This window comes from Lentzea sp. CA-135723, assembly GCF_050936595.1.
Lineage (GTDB): Bacteria > Actinomycetota > Actinomycetes > Mycobacteriales > Pseudonocardiaceae > Lentzea.
In genome coordinates, this window is record NZ_JBNJMK010000001.1 from 1,642,305 (window position 1) to 1,666,057 (window position 23,753).

At 70.9% G+C, this 23,753-nt stretch carries 21 protein-coding genes; 11 read left to right on the top strand and 10 right to left on the bottom strand.

Annotation, left to right across the window (positions count from 1 at the left end; genetic code table 11):
* The first annotated feature begins 33 nt into the window (after positions 1-33).
* Together ACQEU1_RS07015 and ACQEU1_RS07020 are read left to right on the top strand one after the other, a co-directional pair.
* Complete coding sequence (locus ACQEU1_RS07015) at positions 34-2,319, top strand: ATP-binding protein (protein ID WP_433197465.1); 2,286 nt, start codon at positions 34-36, stop codon at positions 2,317-2,319.
* A 52-nt stretch (positions 2,320-2,371) separates the two neighbouring features.
* Positions 2,372-2,710 carry an MmcQ/YjbR family DNA-binding protein gene (locus ACQEU1_RS07020; RefSeq protein WP_433197467.1) on the top strand — a complete coding sequence of 113 codons (339 nt, stop codon included), beginning with the start codon at positions 2,372-2,374 and terminating at the stop codon, positions 2,708-2,710.
* Here ACQEU1_RS07020 and ACQEU1_RS07025 read toward each other — a convergent pair.
* The 10 genes from ACQEU1_RS07025 to ACQEU1_RS07070 form a co-directional block, all read right to left on the bottom strand.
* On the bottom strand, positions 2,707-2,988 hold the full coding sequence (locus ACQEU1_RS07025; RefSeq protein ID WP_433197469.1) for a DUF3040 domain-containing protein: 282 nt from the start codon (positions 2,986-2,988) through the stop codon (positions 2,707-2,709). The two genes, ACQEU1_RS07020 and ACQEU1_RS07025, sit on opposite strands and share 4 nt — an antisense overlap.
* Before the next feature lie 71 nt (positions 2,989-3,059).
* A complete protein-coding gene (locus tag ACQEU1_RS07030; RefSeq protein WP_433197471.1) occupies positions 3,060-3,266 on the bottom strand; it encodes a hypothetical protein in 207 nt (68 codons plus the stop codon).
* A 187-nt stretch (positions 3,267-3,453) separates the two neighbouring features.
* Positions 3,454-4,332, bottom strand: coding sequence for an aminoglycoside phosphotransferase family protein (locus ACQEU1_RS07035; RefSeq protein WP_433197473.1), 879 nt, complete (start codon positions 4,330-4,332; stop codon positions 3,454-3,456).
* Between the two features lie 13 nt (positions 4,333-4,345).
* Positions 4,346-5,029: a response regulator gene (locus ACQEU1_RS07040; RefSeq protein ID WP_433197475.1), complete on the bottom strand. Its 684-nt coding sequence runs from the start codon at positions 5,027-5,029 to the stop codon at positions 4,346-4,348.
* Entirely contained in the window at positions 5,026-7,596 is a 2,571-nt protein-coding gene (locus ACQEU1_RS07045; RefSeq protein ID WP_433197477.1) for a DUF4118 domain-containing protein, read from the bottom strand. Before ACQEU1_RS07045 ends, ACQEU1_RS07040 begins: the two co-directional genes overlap by 4 nt.
* Positions 7,577-8,101, bottom strand: coding sequence for a potassium-transporting ATPase subunit C (locus ACQEU1_RS07050; protein WP_433197479.1), 525 nt, complete (start codon positions 8,099-8,101; stop codon positions 7,577-7,579). The genes ACQEU1_RS07045 and ACQEU1_RS07050 overlap by 20 nt, the downstream gene beginning before the upstream one ends.
* 3 nt (positions 8,102-8,104) lie before the next feature.
* The gene (gene kdpB, locus ACQEU1_RS07055) at positions 8,105-10,150 is read right to left on the bottom strand and encodes a potassium-transporting ATPase subunit KdpB (RefSeq protein ID WP_433197481.1); all 2,046 of its coding nucleotides are present in this window, start codon (positions 10,148-10,150) and stop codon (positions 8,105-8,107) included.
* A complete protein-coding gene (kdpA, locus tag ACQEU1_RS07060) occupies positions 10,147-11,784 on the bottom strand; it encodes a potassium-transporting ATPase subunit KdpA (protein WP_433197483.1) in 1,638 nt (545 codons plus the stop codon). Before kdpA ends, kdpB begins: the two co-directional genes overlap by 4 nt.
* Positions 11,784-11,882, bottom strand: coding sequence for a K(+)-transporting ATPase subunit F (kdpF, locus tag ACQEU1_RS07065; protein WP_433197485.1), 99 nt, complete (start codon positions 11,880-11,882; stop codon positions 11,784-11,786). The genes kdpA and kdpF overlap by 1 nt, the downstream gene beginning before the upstream one ends.
* 994 nt (positions 11,883-12,876) lie before the next feature.
* Positions 12,877-14,856, bottom strand: a complete 1,980-nt coding sequence (locus ACQEU1_RS07070; protein ID WP_433197487.1) for an amino acid transporter — start codon at positions 14,854-14,856, stop codon at positions 12,877-12,879.
* Positions 14,857-15,030: 174 nt separating this feature from the next.
* Between ACQEU1_RS07070 and ACQEU1_RS07075 the strand changes: the two genes are divergently transcribed.
* The 9 genes from ACQEU1_RS07075 to ACQEU1_RS07115 all read left to right on the top strand — a co-directional run bounded on the left by ACQEU1_RS07075 (position 15,031) and on the right by ACQEU1_RS07115 (position 23,717).
* Positions 15,031-15,756 (top strand): GntR family transcriptional regulator, encoded by a 726-nt coding sequence (locus ACQEU1_RS07075; RefSeq protein ID WP_433197489.1) that lies wholly within the window; start codon positions 15,031-15,033, stop codon positions 15,754-15,756.
* A 1-nt stretch (position 15,757) separates the two neighbouring features.
* Positions 15,758-16,762: an ADP-ribosylglycohydrolase family protein gene (locus ACQEU1_RS07080; RefSeq protein WP_433197491.1), complete on the top strand. Its 1,005-nt coding sequence runs from the start codon at positions 15,758-15,760 to the stop codon at positions 16,760-16,762.
* Between the two features lie 44 nt (positions 16,763-16,806).
* Positions 16,807-18,183, top strand: a complete 1,377-nt coding sequence (locus ACQEU1_RS07085) for a purine-cytosine permease family protein (protein WP_433197493.1) — start codon at positions 16,807-16,809, stop codon at positions 18,181-18,183.
* Positions 18,176-19,126, top strand: a complete 951-nt coding sequence (locus ACQEU1_RS07090; protein ID WP_433197495.1) for a PfkB family carbohydrate kinase — start codon at positions 18,176-18,178, stop codon at positions 19,124-19,126. Before ACQEU1_RS07085 ends, ACQEU1_RS07090 begins: the two co-directional genes overlap by 8 nt.
* 48 nt (positions 19,127-19,174) lie before the next feature.
* Positions 19,175-19,516, top strand: a complete 342-nt coding sequence (locus ACQEU1_RS07095) for a hypothetical protein (RefSeq protein WP_433197497.1) — start codon at positions 19,175-19,177, stop codon at positions 19,514-19,516.
* Positions 19,517-19,530: 14 nt separating this feature from the next.
* The gene (locus ACQEU1_RS07100; RefSeq protein WP_433197499.1) at positions 19,531-19,788 is read left to right on the top strand and encodes a helix-turn-helix domain-containing protein; all 258 of its coding nucleotides are present in this window, start codon (positions 19,531-19,533) and stop codon (positions 19,786-19,788) included.
* Between the two features lie 95 nt (positions 19,789-19,883).
* Positions 19,884-20,966 carry a serine/threonine-protein kinase gene (locus tag ACQEU1_RS07105; protein ID WP_433197501.1) on the top strand — a complete coding sequence of 361 codons (1,083 nt, stop codon included), beginning with the start codon at positions 19,884-19,886 and terminating at the stop codon, positions 20,964-20,966.
* 115 nt (positions 20,967-21,081) lie between these two features.
* A complete protein-coding gene (locus ACQEU1_RS07110; protein WP_433197503.1) occupies positions 21,082-22,140 on the top strand; it encodes a hypothetical protein in 1,059 nt (352 codons plus the stop codon).
* A complete protein-coding gene (locus ACQEU1_RS07115; RefSeq protein WP_433197505.1) occupies positions 22,128-23,717 on the top strand; it encodes a substrate-binding domain-containing protein in 1,590 nt (529 codons plus the stop codon). Before ACQEU1_RS07110 ends, ACQEU1_RS07115 begins: the two co-directional genes overlap by 13 nt.
* Positions 23,718-23,753: the final 36 nt, after the last annotated feature.

Below are 23,753 nucleotides of genomic sequence, written 5' to 3' on the forward strand. Positions count from 1 at the left end.
CTTTCCGCACGTCCACCGGGAGCAGGAACGAGTATGCACGACGATCAAGAAGGTCCCGGTACCGATGACATCGCGCTGGGGCCGGAGTGGGCCCAGGCCGCGCGGGCGGAGGCGGAGGCGGGCACGACGTCGTTCGACCTCACGGTGTGCCTGACCGAGCCGATCCACCTGCTGGGAGGCATCCAGTCCTACGGCGCGTTGCTGGCGGTGGACGACGCCGGCGTGGTCGAGGTCGCGAGCGCGAACACGACGGCCGTGCTCGGCGTGGCGCCGGAGCTCCTGCTCGGCACGCCGGTCGAGGCGCTGATCGACGCCGAGGGCGTCGCGGCGGTGTGGTCGACGCTGGAGGCCCCCACCGGGGACCGCGGGCTGGTCGGGCTGGAGCTGGACGGCGGCCACTTCGACGTCACCGTCTACCGCGCGGACGGCCGGACGGTGCTGGAGTTCGAGCCGCGGCCCGCGCAGGAGGCGTTCCGGTTCTCCCAGTTCTTCCCCCGGCTGCGCGCCTCGCTGACCAAGCTCCAGCACGAGCGGACCGTCGTCGACGTGTGCGCGTCGGCGGTGGCCGAGATCCGCGCCCTGACCGGGTACGACCGGGTGGTCGCGTACCGGTTCGAGGGGCAGGCCGGTCCGGGTGAGGTGATCGCCGAGTCGGTGGCGGACGGGCTCGAGGCGTGGCTCGGGCTGTGGTTCCCGGCGACCGACATCCCGCCGCAGGCCAGGCGGCTGTACGAGCGCAACTGGATCCGGGTGATCCACGACGTGGACGACGCCACGGCCACGTTGCTGCCCCAGGTGCTGCCGGGCACGTCGGCGCCGCTGGACCTGTCCGACTCGGCGTTGCGCACGGTGTCGTCGTTCCACCTGGAGTACCTGCGCAACATCGGGGTGGCGTCCTCGATGTCGGTGTCGCTGCTGCACTCCGGGTCGTTGTGGGGGCTCATCGCGTGCCACGGCGTCGCGCCGCGCCGGCTCGACCCCGAGGTGCGCGCGGCCTGCGAGTTCTTCGGCGTGACGCTCTCGCTGCAGCTCGCCGCGCTGGAGGAGGCGCAGACCTCGCGGGCCCGGCACGACACCCGCACGGCGTTGTCCCGGCTGGTCACCGAGCTGAGCACGGACATCACCCAGTCCGTGTCGACCAGCGTGGACCTGCTGCACGAGCTGATCGACGCCCAGGCCGTCGTGCTGCGGCTGGAGGGGTCGACGACGGTCGTGACCGGCGACCGGGAGGCCCTGCTGCCCGCGTTGGACGCGTTGTGGGAGGTCGTGCCCGATCTGAACGCCGGCGAGGTGTGGAGCACCGACAACCTCTCGGCGCACGCCGACGCGCTGGCACCGCACGCCGAGCACCTCAGCGGCGTGCTGGTGCTCGCGCTGGCCAGCGGCACCGACGACCTCATCGCGTGGGTGCGGCCCGAACGCCGGGCGAGCCGCACGTGGGCGACGGACCCGAACAGGCCCGTGCAGCTGGGTGAGCGCGGCGAACGCCTCACGCCGCGCGGCTCGTCGGCCGTCTACCAGGCCGTGACGCGCGGTCACTGCGTGCCGTGGACGGCCACCGACGAGGCCGTCGCGAGCGAGTTCGGCCGTGCCGTCACCACGATGGTGCTGCGCCACCACGCGCGTCTGACGTCGTTGAACGACGAGCTCAGCCGTGCGAACCGCGACCTGGACACCTACGCGCACGTGGCCGCGCACGAGCTGAAGGAACCCCTGCGCGGCATCTTCAACTCCACGGCGTTCATCCGCGAGGACGCCGCCGACCTGGACGACACGACGGTCCGCCGCCTCGACACCGTGCAGCGCCTGGCCCAGCGGATGGACGAGCTGATCAACTCGTTGCTGCACTTCGCCCAGCTGGGCCACGGGTCGTTGCGGCGCTCCGAGCTCGACCTGCGCGACGCCGTGCTGGCGGCGCTGGAGATCGCGGGCCCCAGGCTGACCGAGCGCGAGGTGGAGGTCGTGCTGCCGCCGCCGGGTCTGCTGGTGTGGGCCGACGCCGACCGGTTGTCGGAGGTCCTGGTGAACCTGCTGGTCAACGCCGCGAAGTACGCCCGTGCCGAGGGGCAGCGGACCGTGGAGGTCCTCCTGGACGGCGACGCGGTGCACGTGCGGGACAACGGCATCGGCATCGCGCCCGAGCACCGCACCGAGGTGCTGCGGCTGTTCCGCCGCCTGCACAAGCGGGACGCGCACGGCGGCGGGCACGGTGCCGGTCTCGCGATCGTGCACCGCATCGTCGAACGTCACGGCGGTTCGGTGCAGCTGCGGGCCACCCCCGGCGGTGGCACGACCGTGGTGTTCACGCTGCCGCGCTGAAGTTTCCATTCGTCCAAGGCTCGCCGCCCTGCCCGCTGCCACGATGGCGGGCATGGCTACCTGGGACGACGTGGTGACGATGGGCACGCGGCTGCCGGAGGTCGAGGAGTCGACCTGGTACCGCACGCCGTCGCTGAAAGTGGCGGGCAAGGGCTTCGCGCGGCTGCGCAGCGAGGCCGAGGGCGGGCTGGTGCTGATGTGCGGCCTCGACGAGAAGGCGGCGCTGCTCGCGTCCGGCGACCCGGCGTTCTACACGACGCCGCACTACGACGGCTACGGCGCGATCCTGGTCGATCTGGCGCACGTCGACGCGGACCAGCTCGCCGAGCTGGTCGAGCAGGCGTGGCGGATCAAGGCCCCGGCGAAGGTGCGCGGAGCGTTCGACCGCTAGTCCTGGTGGGTGCGCCAGACCCGGACGGCGAACCACCCGAACACCGCGAGGACCATGGCGGCCCCCAGCGCGATGAGCACCACGGAGGCCAGGCTCACCCCGGTCATCACGACCACCAGCCCCGCCACGTAGAACGCGAGCACCCCGGCCAGGACCAGGGTCCGGCGCGGCACCCGCGGCGCGGGCCGGTTGAGCTTCGCCGCGAACTTGGGGTCGTCCTCGGCCAGTCTTCGCTCGATCTCTTCCAGTTCGCGCTGCTCGTGGTCCGGCAGTTTCACGTCCGGTCCTCCCGGTGGATCGCTGGGCGTTCACCAGAACCAACGCACGAAACGGCCCGAGGTTCCCCTCTCTACCGGTCCAGCCAGAAACCGGCGCACACGGCCACCGCGGCCAGCACCGCCACCACCTGGGTCACGCGCACCTTCACGGCGAGCCGCCTGGCCGTCCTCCGGGTCGCCGGCTCGCCCTTGACCAGCGCGAACGCCAGCAGGAAGGCAGCGGAACCCACCAGCAGGGACGCCCCCGCGAGCAGCAAGGCGCCGCCCACTCCATGCATCGCAACCACCCCTCGATCCACTTGCGATCATATGGCTGTTGCGAAACACTGGCGATAACGGGCCGAGGCAGTGGGTGCTCCGACACATCACCCGGCTGCCGGAGCGTGTCCCCGGATCTGCGGACCGGGGGCACGCTCATCGGTCCGGGCCACTGCGATGGGGCACGTCGACCACGGCGAGCGCGGTTCAGGCTTCGGGCGCACCCATGGCCTGCGCCATCGTCACCTGGCGCGGGTCCAGCGCGGTCGCGCCGTCCTCCACGTCCCACAGGCAGTTCTGCAGCACCCTGCCCAGCGTCCACCCTGCCGCCCGCTCCCGGTCCAGCTCCAACGCCTCCGTGAGCAGGTCGAACCGCCGGCGCACCAGCCTGACCGGGTCAACGGTCACGTCCCAAGCGCTGTCGAGTGCCGGCCACAGGTCGAAGCCCGGGTCCCCGGCCAGCGGCTCCGGGTCGATCGCGAGCCATGGTTCGCGCTGCGCCGCGAGCACGTTGCCGTAGTGCAGGTCCCAGTGCAGCAACCGGTCTCCCGGCTCGCCGACGAGCTCCCCCACGACGGCGGCGCAGGAGGAGAGCAGTTCCCGGTCCGCCGGATCGGCCAGCGAGGCCAGCGCCTCCGGGGTCCGCGCCAGCATGTCGGCGGCGATCTCACGAAGGTGCGGCACGCCGGTGGGAGCGGTCACCGAGGTCAGCCGGCGCAGCAGACCGGCGAGCACGGTCATCGCCTCGTCGTCGTCCTCGACGTCCGCCAGGGTGCGCGAGTCGTCGAGCCGTTCCAGGAGCATCGCGCACGTCACCGGGTCGCTGTCGAGCAACCGCACGATGCCCTCGCCGTCCCACACCCGCAGCCCGACGAGCGCGGCCCTGGTCTCCGCCTTGGGCATCTGCAACCGCAGCACGGCCGGTCCGCCTCCTGGGCGCAGCACCGGCAGGACCAGCGCCGCCTCACCCGAGCGCGGCGGGCCGTCCGGTTCCAGCGACCACCTCTCGCACCACAGCGCGACATGGTCCGGCAGCCCGGCGAGCCACTCCCGCTCAGCGATTCGTTCACCGGACACGACGACCAAGCTACCGGCGCCGTCAGGCCTGGAAGCGGTAGCCCATGCCCGGTTCGGTGATCAGGTGCTGCGGGTGCGACGGGTTCTTCTCCAGCTTGCGCCGCAGCTGCGCCATGTACACCCGCAGGTACTGCGTCTCGTTGAGGTGCTTGGGGCCCCACACCTCCTGCAGCAGCTGCTTCTGCGTCACCAGCCGGTCCGGGTTGCGGGCGAGGATCTCGAGGATGCCCCACTCGGTCGGGGTGAGGTGCACCTCGCGTTCGCCGCGGTGCACGCGCTTGACCGTGAAGTCGACGGTGAAGGTCGACGTCCGCACGACCGGTTCGTCCGGCACGCGCACGGTGGTGGACTTCCTGCGGACGGCGGCGCGCAGCCTGGCGAGCAGTTCGTCCATGCCGAACGGCTTGGTGACGTAGTCGTCGGCGCCTGCGTCGAGGGCCTCCACCTTGGCGGCGGAGTCGGTGCGGGCCGACAGGACGATGATCGGGACCGAGGACCAGCCGCGCAGGCCTGCGATGACGTCCACGCCGTCGAGGTCCGGGAGGCCGAGGTCCAGGACGACGACGTCCGGTTTGCTCTCCACGGCGATGCTCAGGGCGGTTCTGCCGTCGTAGGCCGTCATGACGGTGTAGCCGCGGGCGCTCAGGTTGATCCTCAGGGCGCGCACGATCTGCGGTTCGTCGTCGACCACCAGCACGGAAGTCATTCGCGGTTCTCCTTGTGCACCGGCAACGAGATGACGACGGTCAGGCCACCGCCGGGGGTGTCCTCGGCGGTGATCTCGCCCCCCATCGCGTTGGTGAATCCCTTGGCCACGCTCAGGCCCAGGCCGACGCCGGGGGTGGCGGCGCGGTCGCCCAGGCGCTGGAACGGGGTGAAGACGCCGGCCAGCGCCTTCTTGTGCAGGCCGGGGCCGTGGTCGACGACCCTCAGCTCGACGAACGCGCCGTGCGTGCTCGCGCGGACGGCGACCTCCGGTTCGTCGTGGGTGATGCGGCCGTCGCCGTCCACGTCGACGCTGCGGCGCGGGGACATCCGGCCGTGCCGCAGCGCGTTGTCGATGACGTTGGCGACCACGCGTTCGAGCAGGCCGATGTCCGCGTCGACGGCGGGCAGGTCCTCGTCCACGTCGACGGTGACGGCGCGGCGTTCGTCGACCGCCGACATCGCCCTGGCGACGACCTCGTAGTAGCCGACCGGCCGCAGGATCGGGGCCACGGAACCGGTGGCGAGGCGCGAGGAGTCGAGCAGGTTGTCCACCAGTCCGTTGAGGCGGTCGGCGGACTCCTCCACGGTCTCCATCAGCTCGTCAACGTCCTCTTCGGACAGTGCGAGGTCGCGGTCGCGCAGGCTGCCGATCGCGGCCTTGATCGACGTCAGCGGCGTGCGCAGGTCGTGGCCGACGCCGGAGAGCAACGCCGTGCGCAGCTCCGTCGTCTCGACCTTGCGCTGGGCGTCGCGCGTCTCGTCGGCCATCCGCTGCTGCCGCAACGCCATCAGCGCCTGCCCGGCGGCGGCCTCCAGCACGCGCTGGTCGCTCGCGGGCAGGGTCCTGCCCTTCAAGGCCAGGTGGATGTCACTGGTGACGGCGATGTCGGCGTCGGCCTCGTCCGGTTCGTCGCACGGCCGCGCCCCGACGCACGCGACGCGTTCCCAGTCCGTGCCGCGCTTCTCCAGCAACGCCACCGACTCCAGCCCGAAGTTCTCCCGGATCTTCTCCAGCAACCGGGCCAGCGGGTACGGCGAGGTGAGCACCGTGCGCGAGTAGGAGGCGAGCAACGCGGCCTCGGTGCGGGCACGGGCGCCCTGCTCGCCGAGCCGGGCGGCGCGGTCGACCACCAGCGCGACGATCGTCGCCACGATCACCATGGCCACCAGCGTGATCACGTTCTCCGGTGAGTTCACCGCCAGGCTGTAGTAGGGCTCGGTGAAGTAGTAGTTGAGCAGCCCGGCCCCGAGGAACGCGCTCACCAGCGCCGGTCCGAGCCCGCCGACCAGCGCGACCACGCAGGTGGCGAGCAGGAACCCGACCAGGTCGGTCGAGTAGGTGACGTCGTCGCGCCCGAACAGGCCCAGCACCGTCGTCGCGGCGGGCAGCAGCACCGACGCCACCCAGCCAGCGAGCTGCCGGGACGGGCTCAGCGCGTTGCGGCCGATCTTCCAGCGCAGCCCGCGGTGCGACTCGTCGTGCGTGACCATGTGCACGTCGATCGCGCCGGACTCCTGCACCACCGACGCGCCGATGCCCTCGTCGAACGCCCGCGCGAGCCGGGACCGGCGCGAGGTGCCCAGCACCAGCTGGGTCGCGTTGACCCCGCGTGCGAACTCCAGCAGCGCCGTCGGCACGTCGTCCCCGACGACCTGGTGGAACGTCGCGCCGAGGTCCTCGGCGACCTTGCGGCACTTCGCGATCAGCTCGGGCGTCGCGCCGCTGAGGCCGTCGCCGCGCAGCACGTGCACCACCAGCAGTTCCGCGCCCGCCCGCAACGCGATCCGGCGGGCGCGGCGGATCAGCGTCTCGCTCTCCGCCCCGCCGGTGACCGACACGACGACCCGCTCGCGCGTCTCCCACGTGTCGGTGATGCGCTGCTCGCTGCGGTAGCGCTGCAGGGCGACGTCGACCTGGTCGGCCACCCACAGCAACGCGAGCTCCCGCAACGCCGTCAGGTTGCCGACCCGGAAGTAGTTGCCCAGCGCGGCATCGATCTTGTGCGCCGCGTAGACGTTGCCGTGCGCGAGCCGCCGCCGCAGCGCCTCCGGGGTGATGTCGACGAGCTCGAGCTGGTCGGCCCTGCGCACCACCTCGTCCGGCACGGTCTCCTGCTGCCGCACCCCGGTGATGCGTTCGACGACGTCGTTCAGCGACTCCAGGTGCTGCACGTTCACCGTGGACAGGACGTCGATGCCCGCTTCGAGCAGTTCCTCGACGTCCTGCCACCGCTTCTCGTTGCGCGAGCCGGGCACGTTGGTGTGCGCCAGCTCGTCCACGACGGCGACCTCGGGCGCGCGGGCCAGCAGGGTGTCGACGTCCATCTCGGAGAAGTCGACGCCCCGGTGCCGGAACTCCCGGCGCGGCAGGATCTCCAGGCCGTCCAGCAGGTTGCGGGTCTTCTCCCGGCCGTGCGTCTCCACGAGGCCGACGACCACGTCGGTGCCGCGCTCCCGGCGCCGGTGAGCCTCGCCCAGCACGGCGAAGGTCTTGCCGACACCGGGAGCCGCGCCGAGGTAGATCCTCAGCTCGCCGCGGCGCCGCTCAGGCAGCGTCGAGGGCACGGTTGAGCGCCGTCACGTTGACGGTCGTGGTGAACGTGCCCCCGGTCGCGGCCGCCACCAGCTCGCGCACCTTCTCGACCGGCAGCCCGGAAGCCCTGGCCACGCGCGGGACCTGGAGCTCCGCGTACGCCGGGCTGATGTCCGGGTCGAGGCCGGAGGCCGACGCGGTGACGGCGTCCTGCGGCACCTGGTCCTCGGCCACGCCCTCGCGTTGCGCGATCTCCGTGCGGCGCTCGGCGATCACCTTGGTGTAGTCCTCGTTGATCTCGCTCTTGTTGGTGCCACCGGACGCGGGCAGCGTGGCGGCGGACGGGCGCGGCACGAAGTACTTGTCGCCTTCCCGCACCACCGCCACGAGAGAGGTGTCCTGAGCCTCGGCGTTGCCGTGCAGGCCGGGGATGCGCGAGACGCCCCACACGACGGCCGGGTAGGCCACGCCGAGGATCACCGTCAGCGCCAGCAGGACCCGCAGTCCCGCCCACGCCTGCTTGAAGAAGTTGTCCATGGTTCAGCCGATCCCGGGGATGAGTCGCACGAGCAGGTCGATCAGCCAGATCCCGGCGAACGGCGTGACGACGCCGCCCAAGCCGTAGATCAGCAGGTTGCGCCGCAGCAACGCCGAAGCGCTGGACGGCCGGTACCGGACGCCCTTGAGCGCCAACGGGATCAGCGCCACGATCACCAGGGCGTTGAAGATCACCGCCGAGAGGATCGCGGACTGCGGCGTGGCGAGGTGCATGATGTTGAGCTTGTCCAGCGCCGGGTAGATCGCCGCGAACATCGCGGGCAGGATCGCGAAGTACTTCGCCAGGTCGTTGGCGACGGAGAACGTCGTCAGCGCGCCCCGCGTGATCAGCAGCTGCTTGCCGATCTCCACGATCTCGATCAGCTTGGTGGGATCCGAGTCCAGATCCACCATGTTCCCGGCCTCCTTGGCCGCGGACGTGCCGGTGTTCATCGCCACGCCGACGTCGGACTGCGCGAGCGCCGGTGCGTCGTTCGTGCCGTCACCGGTCATCGCGACGAGCCGGCCGCCCTCCTGCTCCTTGCGGATCAGGGCCATCTTGTCCTCGGGCTTGGCCTCGGCGAGGAAGTCGTCGACGCCCGCCTCGGCCGCGATCGCCCTGGCGGTCAACGGGTTGTCGCCCGTGACCATGACCGTGCGGATGCCCATCGCGCGCAGCTCGGCGAAGCGTTCCTTCATGCCAGGCTTCACGACGTCGCTCAGCCGGATGACCCCGAGCACCACGTCGTTCTCGGCGACGACGAGCGGCGTGCCGCCGTCCGCGCTGATCTGGTCGACGATCTCGCGGGCCGTGTCGGTCAGCTCGAACGCGGACGCGGCGCCCTTGCGGATGCGGCGGCCGTCGAGGTCGATGCCGGACATGCGGGTCTGCGCCGTGAACGGCACGAACTCGCCGGTCTTCTCGTGGTCACTCGCCTCGGCGGACAGGTCGTACCGCTCGACGCACAGCTCGACGACGCTGCGTCCCTCCGGTGTGCCGTCGGCCAGGCTCGACAGGCGGCACGCCGCCGCCAGCGTCGCGTCGTCGGTGCCGTTCACCGCGATGAACTCGGTCGCCCGCCGGTTGCCCCAGGTGATCGTGCCGGTCTTGTCCAGCAGCAACGTGTCGATGTCGCCGGCCGCCTCGACGGCCTTGCCGGACGTCGCGAGGACGTTGCGCTGCACCAGCCGGTCCATGCCCGCGATGCCGATCGCGGACAGCAGCGCGCCGATCGTCGTCGGGATCAGGCAGACCAGCAACGCGGTCAGCACGACCACCGACTGCTCGCCGCCGGAGTAGATCGCGAACGGCTGCAACGCGACGACCGCGAGCATGAAGATGATCGTCAGCGTGGACAGCAGGATCGTCAGCGCGATCTCGTTCGGCGTCTTCTGCCGTTCCGCGCCCTCGACGAGTGCGATCATGCGGTCCACGAAGGACTCGCCGGGCTTCGTCGTGATCTTGACGACCACCCGGTCCGACAGCACGGTCGTGCCACCCGTGACCGCGCAACGGTCGCCGCCGGACTCGCGGATCACCGGAGCGGACTCGCCCGTGATCGCCGACTCGTCCACGGTCGCGATGCCCTCGACCACGTCACCGTCGCCGGGGATCACCTCGCCCGCCTCGACCACGACCAGGTCGCCGATCTTGAGGTCGGTGCCGGCCACGACGTCGCCGTTGACGAGCCGCGCGACGGCGTCCTTCTTGGTCTTGCGCAACGACTCGGCCTGCGCCTTGCCGCGGCCCTCCGCGACGGCCTCGGCGAGGTTCGCGAACAGGACCGTGAACCACAGCCACAACGTCACGGCGATGGTGAAGACGCTGGGTTCGGCGACCGCGAAGAACGTGACCAGCAGCGAACCGACCCAGACGACGAACATGACGGGGTTGCGCAGCTGGTGGCGCGGGTCGAACTTGCGCAGCGCGTCCGGCAGCGACCTGAGCAGCTGCTTGGGGTCGAAGACACCGGCGCCGACCTGGTGGCCCAGGTTCTCGGCGTGCCGGTCGCGGGTCTCCTCGGGAGTCCGCTGAAGTGTGCCGGTCACAGCAATGCCTCCGCGATGGGACCGAGTGCGAGAGCGGGAACGAACGTGAGCGCGGCGACCAGCACGATGCTGGCCCCGAGCAGGGTGGCGAACAGCGGGCCGGTGGTGGGCAGCGTGCCCGCCGTGACCGGCACCTTCTTCTGCGCCGCCAGCGATCCGGCGAGCGCGAGCACCGCGATGATCGGCACGAACCGGCCGAAGAGCATGCACAGGCCAAGAGACGACTGGAACCAGTCGCTGGTCACCGTGATGCCGCCGAACGCGCTGCCGTTGTTGTTGGAGGCCGACGCGTAGGCGTAGAGGATCTCCGACAGGCCGTGCTCACCGGAGTTGTTCAACGCGCCTTGCGTGCTCGGCAGGATCGCGGCGATGCCCGCGCCGATCAGCAGCACGGTCGGCATCGCGAGGATCGACACCGCCGCGGCCGTGACCTCCTTGCGCCCCAGCTTCTTGCCGAGGTACTCCGGCGTGCGGCCGACCATCAGACCCGCCAGGAACATCGCGATGATCGCCATCACCAGGATGCTGTAGAGACCCGTGCCGACACCGCCGGGCGTCATCTCGCCGAACAACATGTTCAGCAACGTGCCGCCACCACCGAGGCCGGTGTAGCTGTCGTGCCACGAGTTGACCGCGCCGGTCGACGTGCCCGTGGTGGAGTTCGCGAAGAGCGCGCTGGCGGCGACGTCGAACCGGAGTTCCTTGCCCTCCAAGGGCCTGATGCCGTTCGCCTCGGCCGCCCAGATGACCGCGAGCATCCCGGCCCAGATGGTGCCCATGACACCCAGCAGCACGTACCCCTGCTTCCTCTGCCCGACCATCTGCCCGAACGTGCGGGTCAGCGCGACCGGGATCACCAGCAGCAGGAAGATCTCGACGAGGTTGCTCCACTCGTTCGGGTTCTCGAACGGGTGCGCGGAGTTGGCGTTGAGGATGCCGCCACCGTTGGTGCCGAGCTCCTTGATGGCCTCCTGGCTGGCCACAGGCGCGTTCGCGATGGTCTGGCCGTCAACGTCCACACCGGACTTGAGGCTCATCGTGACGCCCAGCGCGATCAGCACGATCGCGAAGACCGCGGCCATCGGCAGCAGGATCCTGAGCGTGCCGCGCGTGAGGTCGACCCAGAAGTTGCCGAGCCGATCCGTCTGGTGCCTGACGAAGCCGCGGATCAGCGCGACCGCGACAGCGAGACCCACCGCGGCGGACACGAAGTTCTGCACGGTCAAGCCGATCATCTGGACCGTGTGGCCCATCACGGCTTCCGGCACGTACGACTGCCAGTTCGTGTTGGTGACGAAGCTGATCGCCGTGTTGAACGCCATGCCTTCCGGCACGTTCCCGCGGCCGAAGTCGAACGGTAAGACGCTCTGGACCCGCTGGACGACGTAGAGGAACACGATGCCGACAAAGCTGAAGCCCAGCACGCCGTACGCGTAAGTGCTCCACTTCTGCTCGGCCTCGGGGTCGATGCGCGCGAAGCGGTAGATCGCCCGTTCGACCTTCGAGTGCTTTTGTGGCGCGGCTTCCTGCACGCGGAACACGCGGGCCATGTAGTCGCCGAGCGGGCGGTACACCACCGCCAGCGCGGCGACGAGGATGCCGACCTGTGCCAGGCCGGCCGCTAGAGGTGACATCAGAACTTCTCCGGCCGGACTAGTGCGACGAACAGGTAGACGATCAGCGCGAGGGCGAGGACGCCCGCGATGACGTTCGCGATCAGACCGGTGCTCACAGCTTCTCCAGTCCGCGCACGGTGAGTCCCAGGACCAGGAAACTCACGATCAGCAGCAACGCGTAGGCCAGGTCGGCCATGGCGCGGCTCCCTTCCGACTTCAACGATGTGACCTTGACGGTCGGAAGCGTGCATCAGGAGAAGTCGCAGGTCAGCGCTGCCTGACAACACCTTGACACCGGCGGTGGGTTCCTTGACGGGATCTTGACGCGGTGCGAGCTGGGTCTCACTCGGTTGGGGTCGTCTTGGGTTACGGGATGTGACCTGGGCCGCTGGTGAGGGGGTTGGTTGGGGTGCCGGTGTTCACTCGATGCGGGGGGGTCGCTCCGGTCTGTCACCTCTTGTTTGTGGTTGCGTTGGGGTGCAAAGACCTTTGACGAGCCGGGTCATTTCATCGCCGCTTCGCGACGATAGAGATTGGGGCTTGACTTCGGGGCCCTTGCGAGGCGCTTGTCGGACCGGAAAAGGCCGGGCTGAAAAGAGGCCCGGCCGAGCCACAAGTGGTAGCACCTCGCACCCAAAGTCAAGCCCCAATCTCTTCGCGTGCGTGGCTGAGTTGCGTTGGCACGTCACCGATACCGCTTGGACAGCGGTTCCAGGAGTGACGCCTCGCCTTCGGCATTGCGTTGGGTCTTGGCCGAGCTCGGCTGCGCCATCGCGAAGCTTGCGCTCATACGGGCTCGCCTTCGGCATCGCCAGGCCCTAAAGCCATCCTTGACCCGTCTTGCCTTGACCCGTCTTGCGTCGACCCGTCTTGCTCACCACGGGCCCCGCGCTCAGCGACCTCGCCTCGCGGCGACCCGCGCCCGACGACCTCGCTCCGCAGCAACCCGGCTCTGCAGCAACCCCGATTCCCCAGCGACCCGGTCCCTGGCAGCCCGTTCCCTAGCGGCCCCATCCCCCGGCGCCGCTTCCCAGCAGAGCTGCCCCAGCAGACCTGCCCTCAGCAGCGCTGCTCTCCAGCAGCCCTGGCCCGCTCCCCCGCGCCCCGCCGTCAGCCGCCCACGTGGATGCCCGGCCTGCGGTCGGGGTCCGGCTCGCTCGCCCTGATGATCTCCCGCACCACCGGCGCCGTGTCGCCTCGGCCCAGCAGGAGGTAGCGGAACAGGTGGCCCAGCGGGTTGCCCTCGCTCCACGCGAAGTGGCAGTGCGGGCGCACGCCCGTGCAGTCGCGCAGGGCCAGGAGGATCGCGGCTATGGCGTTGGGGGCGGCTGGGCTGCCGGCGCGCAGGATGCGGTGGCCGTCGACTTCCACGCCGCGCACCTGGAGCACCTCGCTGAAGTCCGACGGGTCTACCACGTCGATCTCCAGGAACAGCACGTCCGCGGTGCCTGGGACCGGGTTCATGCCGCGTTGCTCCGCTTCCTTCTCGGTGTACTCGGCGGCGTCGCCTGCCTGGCGGCGGTTGGCGATGAGCGTTACTGCTCCGTCGTGGGCGAGGGTGTCGGCCACGAAGCGGCGGGCTGTCTCGTCGAACTCGATGTGTTCCACCCGCAGTTCGGTGGTGCGGGTCACTCGGGAGACCAGGGAGATCGCGATGATGCCGAGGATGAAGAACAGCGAGATCGTGAGGCCGTCGGGCTTCTCGATCACGTTCTCCACCAGGGCGTAGAGCAGGATGAGGGTCAGGACCACGAACGCGATCGCTGTGCGTTGACGGCGTTTGGCCGCCGAGATGGCGACGGCTACGGACGCCGAGACCATCATGGCCAGGATGCCCGTTGCGTAGGCGCCTGCCTGTGCGTTGACGTCGGCGTTGAAGACGATCGTGACCAGGATGCAGATGGCCGTGTAGACGATCACCACCGGGCGTACGGCGCGGGACCATTCTGGTGCCATGCCGTAGGACGGGAGGTAGCGCGGCACGATGTTGATCAGGCCCGCCATCGCGGAGGCGCCCGCGAACCAGAGGATCAGGATGCTGCTGATGTCGTAGGCGGTGCCCACGCCCTCGCCGAGCAGTTCGTGGGCGAGGTAGGCGAGGGCGCGGCCGTTGGCCTCGCCGCCTGGGCGGAACTGCTCCGCCGGGATCAGGACCGTGGTGACGAAGCTCGTGGCGATCAGGTAGACCGACATGATCAGGGCTGCCGCCGTCAGGAGTTTGCGGGTGTTGCGCACGCGGTCCGCCAGGCGTTCCTCGGAGTTCTCGCCCTTGGACGCCACCAGCGGCATCATGCTCACGCCGGTCTCGAAGCCCGACAGGCCCAGCACCAGCAACGGGAACGCGAGGATCGCCGGGCCCACCGCGCCGGTGACGCCGCCGGTCGCCGTCAGGGCGTCCAGCCAGCGGTCCAGTGCGACGGGCTCGGCCACGACCTGCGCCACGCCCGCGACCACTACCACGGCGTTGAGCAGCAGGAAGACCGCGACGAGCGGGATCGCCACCCCCACCGCCTCGCTGAAGCCGAGCAGGAACACTCCGCCCAGCACGAGCAGCAGGACAACGGTCACCGCGACCTCGTGGCCGTGCAGGAAGCCTGGTGCCAAAGGGTTTTCCAGCAGGTGCACGGTCGCGTCGGCTGAGGACAGGGTGATCGTGATGATCCACGACGTGGCCACGAAACCCAGGAGCACCAGGACGAAGAGCTTGCCGCGCCAGAACGGCAGCAGGTTCTCCAGCATCGCCACCGAGCCCTGGCCGTGCGGACTCTCGCGAGCGACCCGGCGGTACATCGGGAGCATGCCCAGCAGCGTCAGCGCCACGATCAGCAACGTGGCCAGCGGTGACACGGCGCCGGCGGCCAGTGCCGCGATGGCCGGCAGGTAGGACAGCGTGGAGAAGTAGTCCACGCCGGTCAGGCACATCACCTTCCACCACGACTGCGGCACGGCGTGCGCCTCGCCGCTCTCCGGGCCCACGACCGGCTGCACCCGGTGCTTCAGCAGCCACCGCCCCAGCCCGGTCGCGGGGGCAGCCGGGCGCACCGGGCTGTCCACGCGTTCGGGTATGGCGAACTGCGCCGTTTCGGTCATGCCGGTGCCCCCGTGGTGGTGTGCAGTCATTTGGGAGCGAGTCAACTTCGCGTGAAGTCCGGCCCTCGTAAAGGCAGGAGGGGTCCGGCATCAAGATCGCGTAAAAACGGCCCGGGCATTCGGGTGACCGAAACAGACCTAGCCATACAGGTACCGGACAGGTACGGTCCAGGTATGGACAAGCAGAGTCGCGGGCGTTCGTCGCTCAAGCGCCAGGAGGTCGCCGACCGGCTGCGCGAGGCGATCCACTCGGGTGAGCACCCGGCCGGGACGCTGCTGCCCGGCGAGAACGAGCTGGCGCGGCGGTTCTCCGTCAGCCGCAGCACGATCCGAGGTGCGCTCGAAGGGCTCGCCCGCGACAACCTGATCGAGACCCAGACCGGCGTCGGTTCGTTCGTCACGTTCGACGGCCGGTCGCTCGACGAGTCGCCGAGCTGGGGTCTCGCGCTCGCGATGACCGGGGTGCACACCAGGGCCGAGATCGTGCGCGCGGAACGGGTGGTCGATCCCGACCTCGCCGCCACGGTCGGGGCCGGTGCCCTGGAGTTCCTGGCGCTCGACCGGATCCGGCGGCTCGTCGGGGACGGCACGGCCGTGTCGCTCGAACGCAGCCGGGTGCCGGCGGTCGGCGCGCTGAGGCAGGTGCCCGAGCACGGGCTCACCGACGACTCGCTGGCGGAGACCATGACGGCCTCCGGGCTGGTGCCGGCGCGCGGGGACCAGTGGATCGCGGTGGCGGCGCTGGGCGAGGCCGACGCGCGGCTGCTGGGGCGGGAGCCGGGCGAGATGTTCCTGCACACCACGCGGATCGCGCGGGACGCGGACGGGAACTTCGTCGAGAAGGTCGTGAGCTGGCTCGATCCGCAGCGGTTCCGGCTGCACGTGAGCTTCGGGGGCTGAGATGAAGAGCAACGCGCTCGGTGCGTTCTGGGGGCTGGCGCTCGGCGACGCGCTGGGGATGCCCACGCAGTCGATGTCCCGCGCGGAGATCCTCGCCGACCACGGGCCGATCACCGGGCTCGCGGACGCCGGGCCACGGCAGCGGATCGCGGCCGGCATGGTCGCCGGGTCGATCACCGACGACACCGAGCAGGCCGTGCTGCTCGCCGAGCTGCTGGTCGAGAACGACGGGGTCGTCGACCCGGTCGAACTGGCGCGGCGGCTGCTGGCGTGGGAGGACCGGATGCGCGAGCGCGGGTCGCTCGACCTGCTCGGGCCGTCCACGAAGGCGGCACTGGCACGGCTGGAGGACGGCGTGCCGGCGGACGAGGCCGGTCGCAACGGCGCCACCAACGGCGCGGCCATGCGGATCACCCCGGTCGGGATCGCCGCGGACGCCGCCCACCTGGAGTCCTTCGTGGACGTGGTCGCGCACACCAGCGCGCCCACGCACAACACGGGCCTGGGCATCGGGGCCGCCGCCGCCGTCGGGGCCGCGGTGAGCGCCGGCGTGGGCGGGGCGAGCCTGCCGGAGGCCGTCGAGGTCGCGATCGCCGCGGCCGAGGAGGGTGGCAGGCGCGGGCACTGGGTGGCGGGCGGCACGATCGCGGCCCGGCTGCGCTGGGCGCTCCCCTACCTGACGTCGCTCAACGCCATGGCCCGGGAAGAGGCGTTGATCAACGTAGTCGGCACCTCCGTGGCCGCGCAGGAGTCCGTGGTCGCGGCCCTCGCCCTCGCGGCGCTGGCCGACGAGCCGTGGGCCGCGCTCTGCCAGGCCGCGAGCCTCGGCGGGGACACCGACACGATCGCCGCCATGGCGGGCGCCGTGCTCGGTGCGGTGCACGGCAACGAGATCTGGCCCGCCGACGCGCTCGCGACCATCCGGAGCGTCAACGAACTGGACCTCGACCCGCTCGTGAGCAAGCTGCTCGACCTCCGCGAAAGGCCGCTCGAGAAAGGCCTCTGAACCGACCCCTGAAGCGTTTCCACCACCGTCGTCTGGAGACAGCCATGTCCACCACCACCCGCGGCGCGCTGAGCGCCGTCGAGCAGCGCGGCATCGAGCCCGTGCCGAACGCCGACCGCAACGGCAACCCCCTGCAGCTGTTCTGGGTGTGGTTCGCCGCCAACATCTCCATCCTCGGCCTGCCGCTGGGCGCCACGCTCGTCGCGTTCCAGTTCCTCAACGTCTGGCAGGCGCTGATCGTCGCGGCGGTCGGCGCGGCGGGCTCGTTCGCGGTGGTCGGTGTCGTGTCGGTGGCCGGACGGCGTGGTGGCGCGCCGAGCATGACGTTGTCCCGCGCCGTCTTCGGCACGCGCGGCAACGCGGGCCCGACGCTGGTCGCCCTGGCGTCCCGCCTCGGCTGGGAGACGGTGAACACCACCACCGGCGCGTTCGTGCTGCTGTCGTTGTTCACGATCGCGTTCGGCACGGCGGCGGACGCCAAGTCGGTGCCGGTGCTCACGATCGTCGCGATCGCGATCTTCGAACTGTGCACGCTGCTCGTCTCCGGGCTCGGGCACGCCGCGATCCTGGTGATCCAGAAGTGGGCGACGTGGATCTTCGGCGCCCTGAACGTGGTCGTGGGCGTCGTGCTGGCGGCCACTGTGGACTGGAGCGCCGTCGCCGCGATGCCGGCGGGCCCGGTCACGGCGGTGCTGGCCGGCATCGGCGTGATCGCGGGCGGCACGGGTATCGGCTGGGCCAACGCGGGCGCCGACATGGCCCGCTACCAGAAGACCAGCGTCCGGGCGGGCCGGTTGATCAGCGCGAGCGCGGCCGGCGCCGGCATCCCGCTGGTGCTGCTGATCGGTCTCGGCGCCCTGCTCACGGCGGGCGACGACTCCCTGGCGTCCGCCTCCGACCCTGTCGCCGCGATCCGCGACCTGCTGCCGTCCTGGATGGCCGTGCCGTACCTGATCGCGGCGTTCGGCGGGTTGCTGCTGTCGAACCACCTGTCGGTCTACTCGGCCGGGCTGACCACGCTCACCCTCGGCGTCCGGGTGCCGCGGGTGTACGCGGTGGCGCTGGACGTGACCGTCACGTTCCTCGGCGCGATCTACTTCATGCTGCTGGCCGACAACTTCTACGGCCCGTTCATCGGCTTCATCTCGTTGCTGGCCATCCCGATCACGGCGTGGCTCGGTGTGTTCCTCGTCGACATGATCAAGCGCCGCCACTACGACCCGGCCGGGCTGCTCGACATGTCGCGGCAGGGCGTCTACTGGTACCGCGGCGGCGTCGAATGGCGGGCGACCACGGCATGGGCCGTCGCCCTCGTCATCGGATACCTGTTGCTGGCCAACGGACTCAGCTCCATCGGCTGGATCGTCACGTTCGTCGTGGCCGCGGCGGGCTACTTCGCCCTGGGCGGCGCCCGTGACTGAGCCCAGGCTGATCTCGACCGGCAACGTCATCGTCGACCTCGTGCTGACGGTCGACCACCTGCCGGAACCGGGCGGCGACGTCATCGCCACCGGGTCGCGGACGACCGCGGGCGGCGGCCTCAACACCCTCGTCGCCGCCCAGCGCGCCGGGCTGCCCGTCGTGTTCGCGGGCCAGTACGGCACCGGTCCGATGGGCGACGTCGTGCGCGCCGCGCTGGACGAGAGCGGCGCGCAGATCGTCCAAACAGGACTCGACGACGTGGACAGCGGCTACTGCGTCGTCCTGGTCGACCCGACCGCCGAGCGGACGTTCGTCACCACGGTCGGCGCCGAGGGCAGGCTGACCCGCGCCGACCTCGACCGCGTCCAGGTCACCGACCACGACCTCGTGCACGTGTCCGGCTACAGCCTGGCCCACCCGGTCAACGCGGAGGCGCTGTCCGGCTGGCTGCCCGGCCTGCCCACCGGCACGCGGGTGATCACCGACCCGTCCCCGCTCGTCGGCGACCTGGACCCGGCCGTGCTCGGCCCGGTCCTGCGGCGCACCGACGTGCTGAGCGCCAACGCCCGCGAAGCCACCATCGCGACGGGACTGTCCGGTGCCGAGGCCGCCGCGGCGCTGGTGGACCGCATCCGCCCCGGCGGGCTCGTCGTGGTCAGGGACGGCGCGGCGGGCTGCTGGCTGGCCGGCGCCGCGATCGGCCGGAAACCCTTGCTGGTACCGGGTTTCCGGGTGCACGCCGTCGACACCAACGGCGCGGGCGACGCGCACGCCGGGGTGCTGGCGGCCGGGCTCGCCGCGGGCCTGAGCCCCCAGGAGGCCGCTCGCCGGGCCAACGCGGCCGCCGCCCTCGCCGTCACGCAGGCCGGTCCGGCGACCAGTCCTGGCACGGCCGAGATCGACGCGTTCCTGGACGGCGCGATCGTTCAAGACAGCCGGTAGCCGCGGGCCTAGCGTTGTCCCCGGCCGGACCGGAAGGGGGTGACGAGGGTGGACGAGTTCGCGAGCGGGGCCTTGGTCGCGGCGGTGCGGGAGGGGCTCGCCGACCAGGGCATCCAGGTTCCGCCGCAGAACTCGGCAGGCAACCCGCTCTCGCCGCAGGACTCGGCCGCCGCACCGCTCCCACCGCAGGACTCGGCCGCCACACCGCTTCCGCCGATCAACCCGGCAGCCATCCCTGTTCCGTCCCGAAACGCCGCGAGCGCCCTGGTGCCCCTGGCCACCAAACGCGCGTTGCTCACGAGCGTCGCCGAAGCACACGGCCTGCCGCCGTTGCTGCGCGCCGGCCAGGCCTGCAGGTCGCCTACCTCGTCCGGCGTTCCCCGCTGCTGACCGCGCTCGAGGCGTTGTTCGAGGGCGAGTGGGCCCAGGCCGCCCCGCTCGACGTGGCCGCTCCGGACGTCGGCGACGGCGCGCACCCGGACGAGGAGACCAGAGCCCTGCTCACGATGATGAAGGCGGGCCTCACCGACACGGCGATCGCCCGCGCGAACGGCTGGAGCACCCGGACCACCTACCGCAGGCTCCAGCGGCTGATGAACGAGCTCGGCGCGTCGTCCCGGTTCCAGGCGGGGAGTCTCGCCGAACGCCGCGGCTGGCTGTGAGACCGGACGAGCGCATCCGAGTGAAGTGGAACCGCTCCCCGTTTCGCCGACGTACGATCACCGCGTCCAGCACGGACCGCGCGACGGGGTGATCGGTGTCCAACCAGTTCGGCTCCTACGAGCTGCGCGAGCTGCTCGGCCGCGGCGGCATGGGAGAGGTCTACCTCGCCGTCAACTCGCGCACGGGCAGACGGGTGGCGCTGAAGCTGCTCTCCAACGACGAGGCGTTGCGCGACCCCGAGCTCGCGCGGCGGTTCCGGCTGGAGTGCCGGATGGCGGCGCAGATCGACCACCCGCACGTGCTGCCCGTCTACGACTACTCGACCGACGACCCGCCGTACTTCGTCATGCGCTACATCAACGGCGTCGACCTCGCGTCGGTGATCGACCAGGGCCCGCTGAGCCCGGAGCGCGCGGTCACGATCGTCGAGCAGATCGGGTCGGCGCTCGACGCCGCGCACCGCGAGGACCTGCGGCACCGCGACGTCAAGCCGTCCAACGTGATGCTGGAACCGGGCGCGCGGCGCGGGGCCGACCACGCGTGGCTCTTCGACTGGGGCATCGCGCAGCCGATCGACACCGGCGGCGCCGCACCGGTGACCCGGCTGGACCAGATCGTCGGCACGCCCGGCTACATCGCGCCCGAACGACTCCAGTCCGGCCAGAAGGCCGACCACCGCGCGGACGTCTACTCGCTCGCCGTGATGCTCTACGAGTGCCTGGCCGGACGGCGGCCGTTCGTGCGGGACAACGACATGGCGGTGCTCACCGCGCACGTGCTCGACCAGCCCGACCCGTTGCCGGAGCACGTCCCGGCGGCGCTGCGGCACGTCGTGATGAAGGGCCTGGAGAAGGACCGGGAACGGCGCTACCAGTCGGCCGGTGAGCTCGGCGCGGCGGCACGCGCGGCCATCGACACGATCATCATGGAGAGGGTGCCACCACCACCTCCACCACCCGTCAAGCGCACGCCGCGCGGCCTGGTGTGGGGTGCCGTGGCCGCGCTCACCGGGGCCGGCGCCGGGCTCGGGCTGGTGCTGGCAGGGCTGGTCGACGGGCTGTGGCGGCCGGTGACGCCGGTGGCGCTCGCGGTGGCCGGGGCGTTGCTCGCGTTCGGCGCGCTGGGCGGCGACTCCTCGGCCGCGGAACCGACGCAGGACCTGAACCGGCGGTCGTGAACGGAACGGGCGGGGCGGCCAGAACGTCTTACCCGGCAACCGGATTCTCGGAGGAACGATGGCGCGGCGCGACAGGCTGCGGTTCGTAAGGTACATCTCGATCGCGTTAGGCGTCGTGCTCATCGCAACGGTCGGGTTCGTGGTGCTGGACCGCTACCAGACAGGGCAGCAGGCAGGCTGCGCGAAGGAGCTCACGGACGTCCGGGGCGTGATCGGGTCGGAGAAGGAGGCGTACTTCGCGGACCAGCGGGTGCGCGACAGGTTCGCCTGCGCCGGCCTGCGGATCACGATCGACACGACCGGGTCGCTCGAGATGGTGCAGGCGCTCAAGAACAACCGCTACGGGTTCGCGTTCCCCGGCAGCAGCGCGACCGCTCAGAAGATCATGACCGAGCGGCAGCTCACCGACTCCTACACGCCGTTCTCCTCGCCGATGGCGGTGGCGACGTTCAAGCCGATCGTCGAGGTGCTGCGCAGGGCGGGAGCGATCGTGCCGAGCGGTGGCCGTGACGCCGTGGACGTCGCGAAGCTGATCGACCTCGCGCAGCAGAGCACGGCGTGGGACCAGCTGCCGGGCAACACCGAGTACGCGCAACGCAAGACGGTGCTGCTGCGCACGACCGACCCGCAGGACTCCAACTCGGGGCTCATGTTCCTGTCGATCGTGTCGCACGTCGCCAACGGCGGGTCCGTGGTGACGACGCCGGAGCAGATCGGCAAGCTGATGCCGGCGCTGTGCCGGTTGGTCTTCGACCAGGGCGAGCAGGTGGACACCAGCCAGGTGCTCTTCAACACCTACCTGACCGGCGGGGCGGGCCAGGTGCCGCTCGGGCTGATCTACGAGGCCCAGTTCGTCGCCGAGGCTCCCGGGCTGAAGCCGCAGCTCAGCGACGACATGGTGATGCTGTTCCCCAAGCCGACGGTGTACTCGCGGCACACCGTGATCCCGATCGACGACACCGGCCGCCGGGTCGTGCAGGCGTTGCGGGACGACCCCGAGCTCGCGCGGCTGGCCGCCGAACACGGTTTCCGCCCCGAACGCCCGATCGACAACCCCGTCAGCAGGCGCACGCCGCCCGTCGACGTGGTCGACTCGCCCTCCTACGAGGTGTTCGAGTCGATGCTCGCCGCCGTCGCCCCCTCCACCGAGAACGCCAGGAGATGCGCGAAGTGAAGCGTCTAGCCGTACTCCTGTCCGCGCTGGTCCTGGCCGCCTGCACCACCACTCCCCCGCCTCCGCCCGAGACGCCGTTGCCCGACGTGAGCGGTCCGGCGACGACGTTGCGCGTGCTCGCCGGCAGTGAGCTCGCCGACCTGCAGCCGATCCTCGAGGAGGCGGCGCGCGCCACCGGCGTCACGGTGAAGTTCACCTTCACCGGCAGCCTGGAGGGCGCGCAGACCGTCGCCGACGGCAAGGCGGACGGCACGTTCGACGCGCTGTGGTTCTCCTCGAACCGTTACCTCGAAACGATTCCCGAAGCGCGCGGACGGCTCGGTTCCTCGGCGCGGATCATGGGCTCGCCGGTCGTGCTCGGGCTGCGCAAGCCCGTCGCGGACCGGCTGGGCTGGAGCACGAAGCAGCCGGGCTGGGCGGAGATCGCGGCCGCCGCGGGCAAGGGCGACTTCACGTTCGCCATGACCGACCCGGCCGCGTCCAACACCGGCTTCTCCGCCCTGGTCGCGATCGCGTCCGCCTTGGACGGCAGCGGCCGCGCGCTCGACGCGGCGGCGATCGACCGGGTGGCGCCGCAACTGGCCGGTTTCTTCGCCGCGCAACGGGTCACCGCGGGCTCGTCGGGTTTTCTCACCGACGCGTTCGTCGCGCACAACACCCAGCCCCCGCTGGACGGCCTGATCAACTACGAGTCGTCGCTGGTGGCGCTGAACAAGTCGGGCAAGCTGCCGGAACAGCTCACGCTGGTCTACCCGCGCGACGGCGTGGTCAGCGCCGACTACCCGCTGACCCTGCTGAACGGCTCCGGTGACGCGGCCCGCGACGCGCACAAGCGGCTCGGCGACTACCTGCGGTTCCCCGGCACGCAACGGAAGATCGCCGACCAGACCGCGCGCCGCCCGGCCGTTCCCGGTGTGGCGCTGCCCTCCGGGTTGCCGGACAAGCTGAGCGAACTGCCGTTCCCCGGCACGCGGGACGCCGTCGACGCGTTGCTCACCGCGTACTTCGACCGGCTGCGCCGTCCGTCGCGGACCGTGTACGTGCTCGACACGTCCGGTTCCATGCAGGGCGAGCGGATCGAGGCGCTCAAGAAGTCGCTGAGCGGCCTGACCGGCGTCGACACCTCGCTGACGGGCAAGTACTGCCGGTTCCGCAGCCGCGAGGACGTCGTGCTGCTGCCGTTCAACCAGGCACCGCTGCCGCTGCGCACGTTCACCGTCGACGCGCAGAACCCGCAGCCGTCCCGCGACGCCATCCGTGCCGCGATCGACGGCCTGGTGGCGGCCGGCGACACCGCCGTCTACGACAGCCTGATCCGCGCGTACGACGAGCTGACCGGCACCGACCGGTTCCTCAGCGTCGTGCTGATGACCGACGGAGAGAGCAACACCGGCCGGTCGCTCGCCGACTTCACCGCGTTCGCGGCGGGCAAGCAGGTGCGGGTGTTCCCGATCCTGTTCGGCGAGGCGGCCGAGGCGCAGATGCGGGAGGTGGCGGCGAAGACCGGCGGCGAGGTCTGGGACGCGCGCGGCGGTGACCTGGCGAAGGTGTTCTGCCAGATCCGCGGCTACCAGTGAGCACGCCGGTGGCGGTGCGACAACGCACCGCCACCG

What these genes read in the sequence shown, in the direction of transcription:
- ACQEU1_RS07015 (WP_433197465.1), top strand. Translation starts at nt 34, where the DNA reads ATGCACGACGATCAAGAAGGTCCCGGTACCGATGACATCGCGCTGGGG.
- ACQEU1_RS07020 (WP_433197467.1), top strand. Translation starts at nt 2,372, where the DNA reads ATGGCTACCTGGGACGACGTGGTGACGATGGGCACGCGGCTGCCGGAG.
- ACQEU1_RS07030 (WP_433197471.1), bottom strand. Translation starts at nt 3,266, where the DNA reads ATGCATGGAGTGGGCGGCGCCTTGCTGCTCGCGGGGGCGTCCCTGCTG.
- ACQEU1_RS07040 (WP_433197475.1), bottom strand. Translation starts at nt 5,029, where the DNA reads ATGACTTCCGTGCTGGTGGTCGACGACGAACCGCAGATCGTGCGCGCC.
- ACQEU1_RS07050 (WP_433197479.1), bottom strand. Translation starts at nt 8,101, where the DNA reads ATGGACAACTTCTTCAAGCAGGCGTGGGCGGGACTGCGGGTCCTGCTG.
- kdpA (WP_433197483.1), bottom strand. Translation starts at nt 11,784, where the DNA reads ATGTCACCTCTAGCGGCCGGCCTGGCACAGGTCGGCATCCTCGTCGCC.
- ACQEU1_RS07070 (WP_433197487.1), bottom strand. Translation starts at nt 14,856, where the DNA reads ATGACCGAAACGGCGCAGTTCGCCATACCCGAACGCGTGGACAGCCCG.
- ACQEU1_RS07075 (WP_433197489.1), top strand. Translation starts at nt 15,031, where the DNA reads ATGGACAAGCAGAGTCGCGGGCGTTCGTCGCTCAAGCGCCAGGAGGTC.
- ACQEU1_RS07080 (WP_433197491.1), top strand. Translation starts at nt 15,758, where the DNA reads ATGAAGAGCAACGCGCTCGGTGCGTTCTGGGGGCTGGCGCTCGGCGAC.
- ACQEU1_RS07085 (WP_433197493.1), top strand. Translation starts at nt 16,807, where the DNA reads ATGTCCACCACCACCCGCGGCGCGCTGAGCGCCGTCGAGCAGCGCGGC.
- ACQEU1_RS07115 (WP_433197505.1), top strand. Translation starts at nt 22,128, where the DNA reads ATGCGCGAAGTGAAGCGTCTAGCCGTACTCCTGTCCGCGCTGGTCCTG.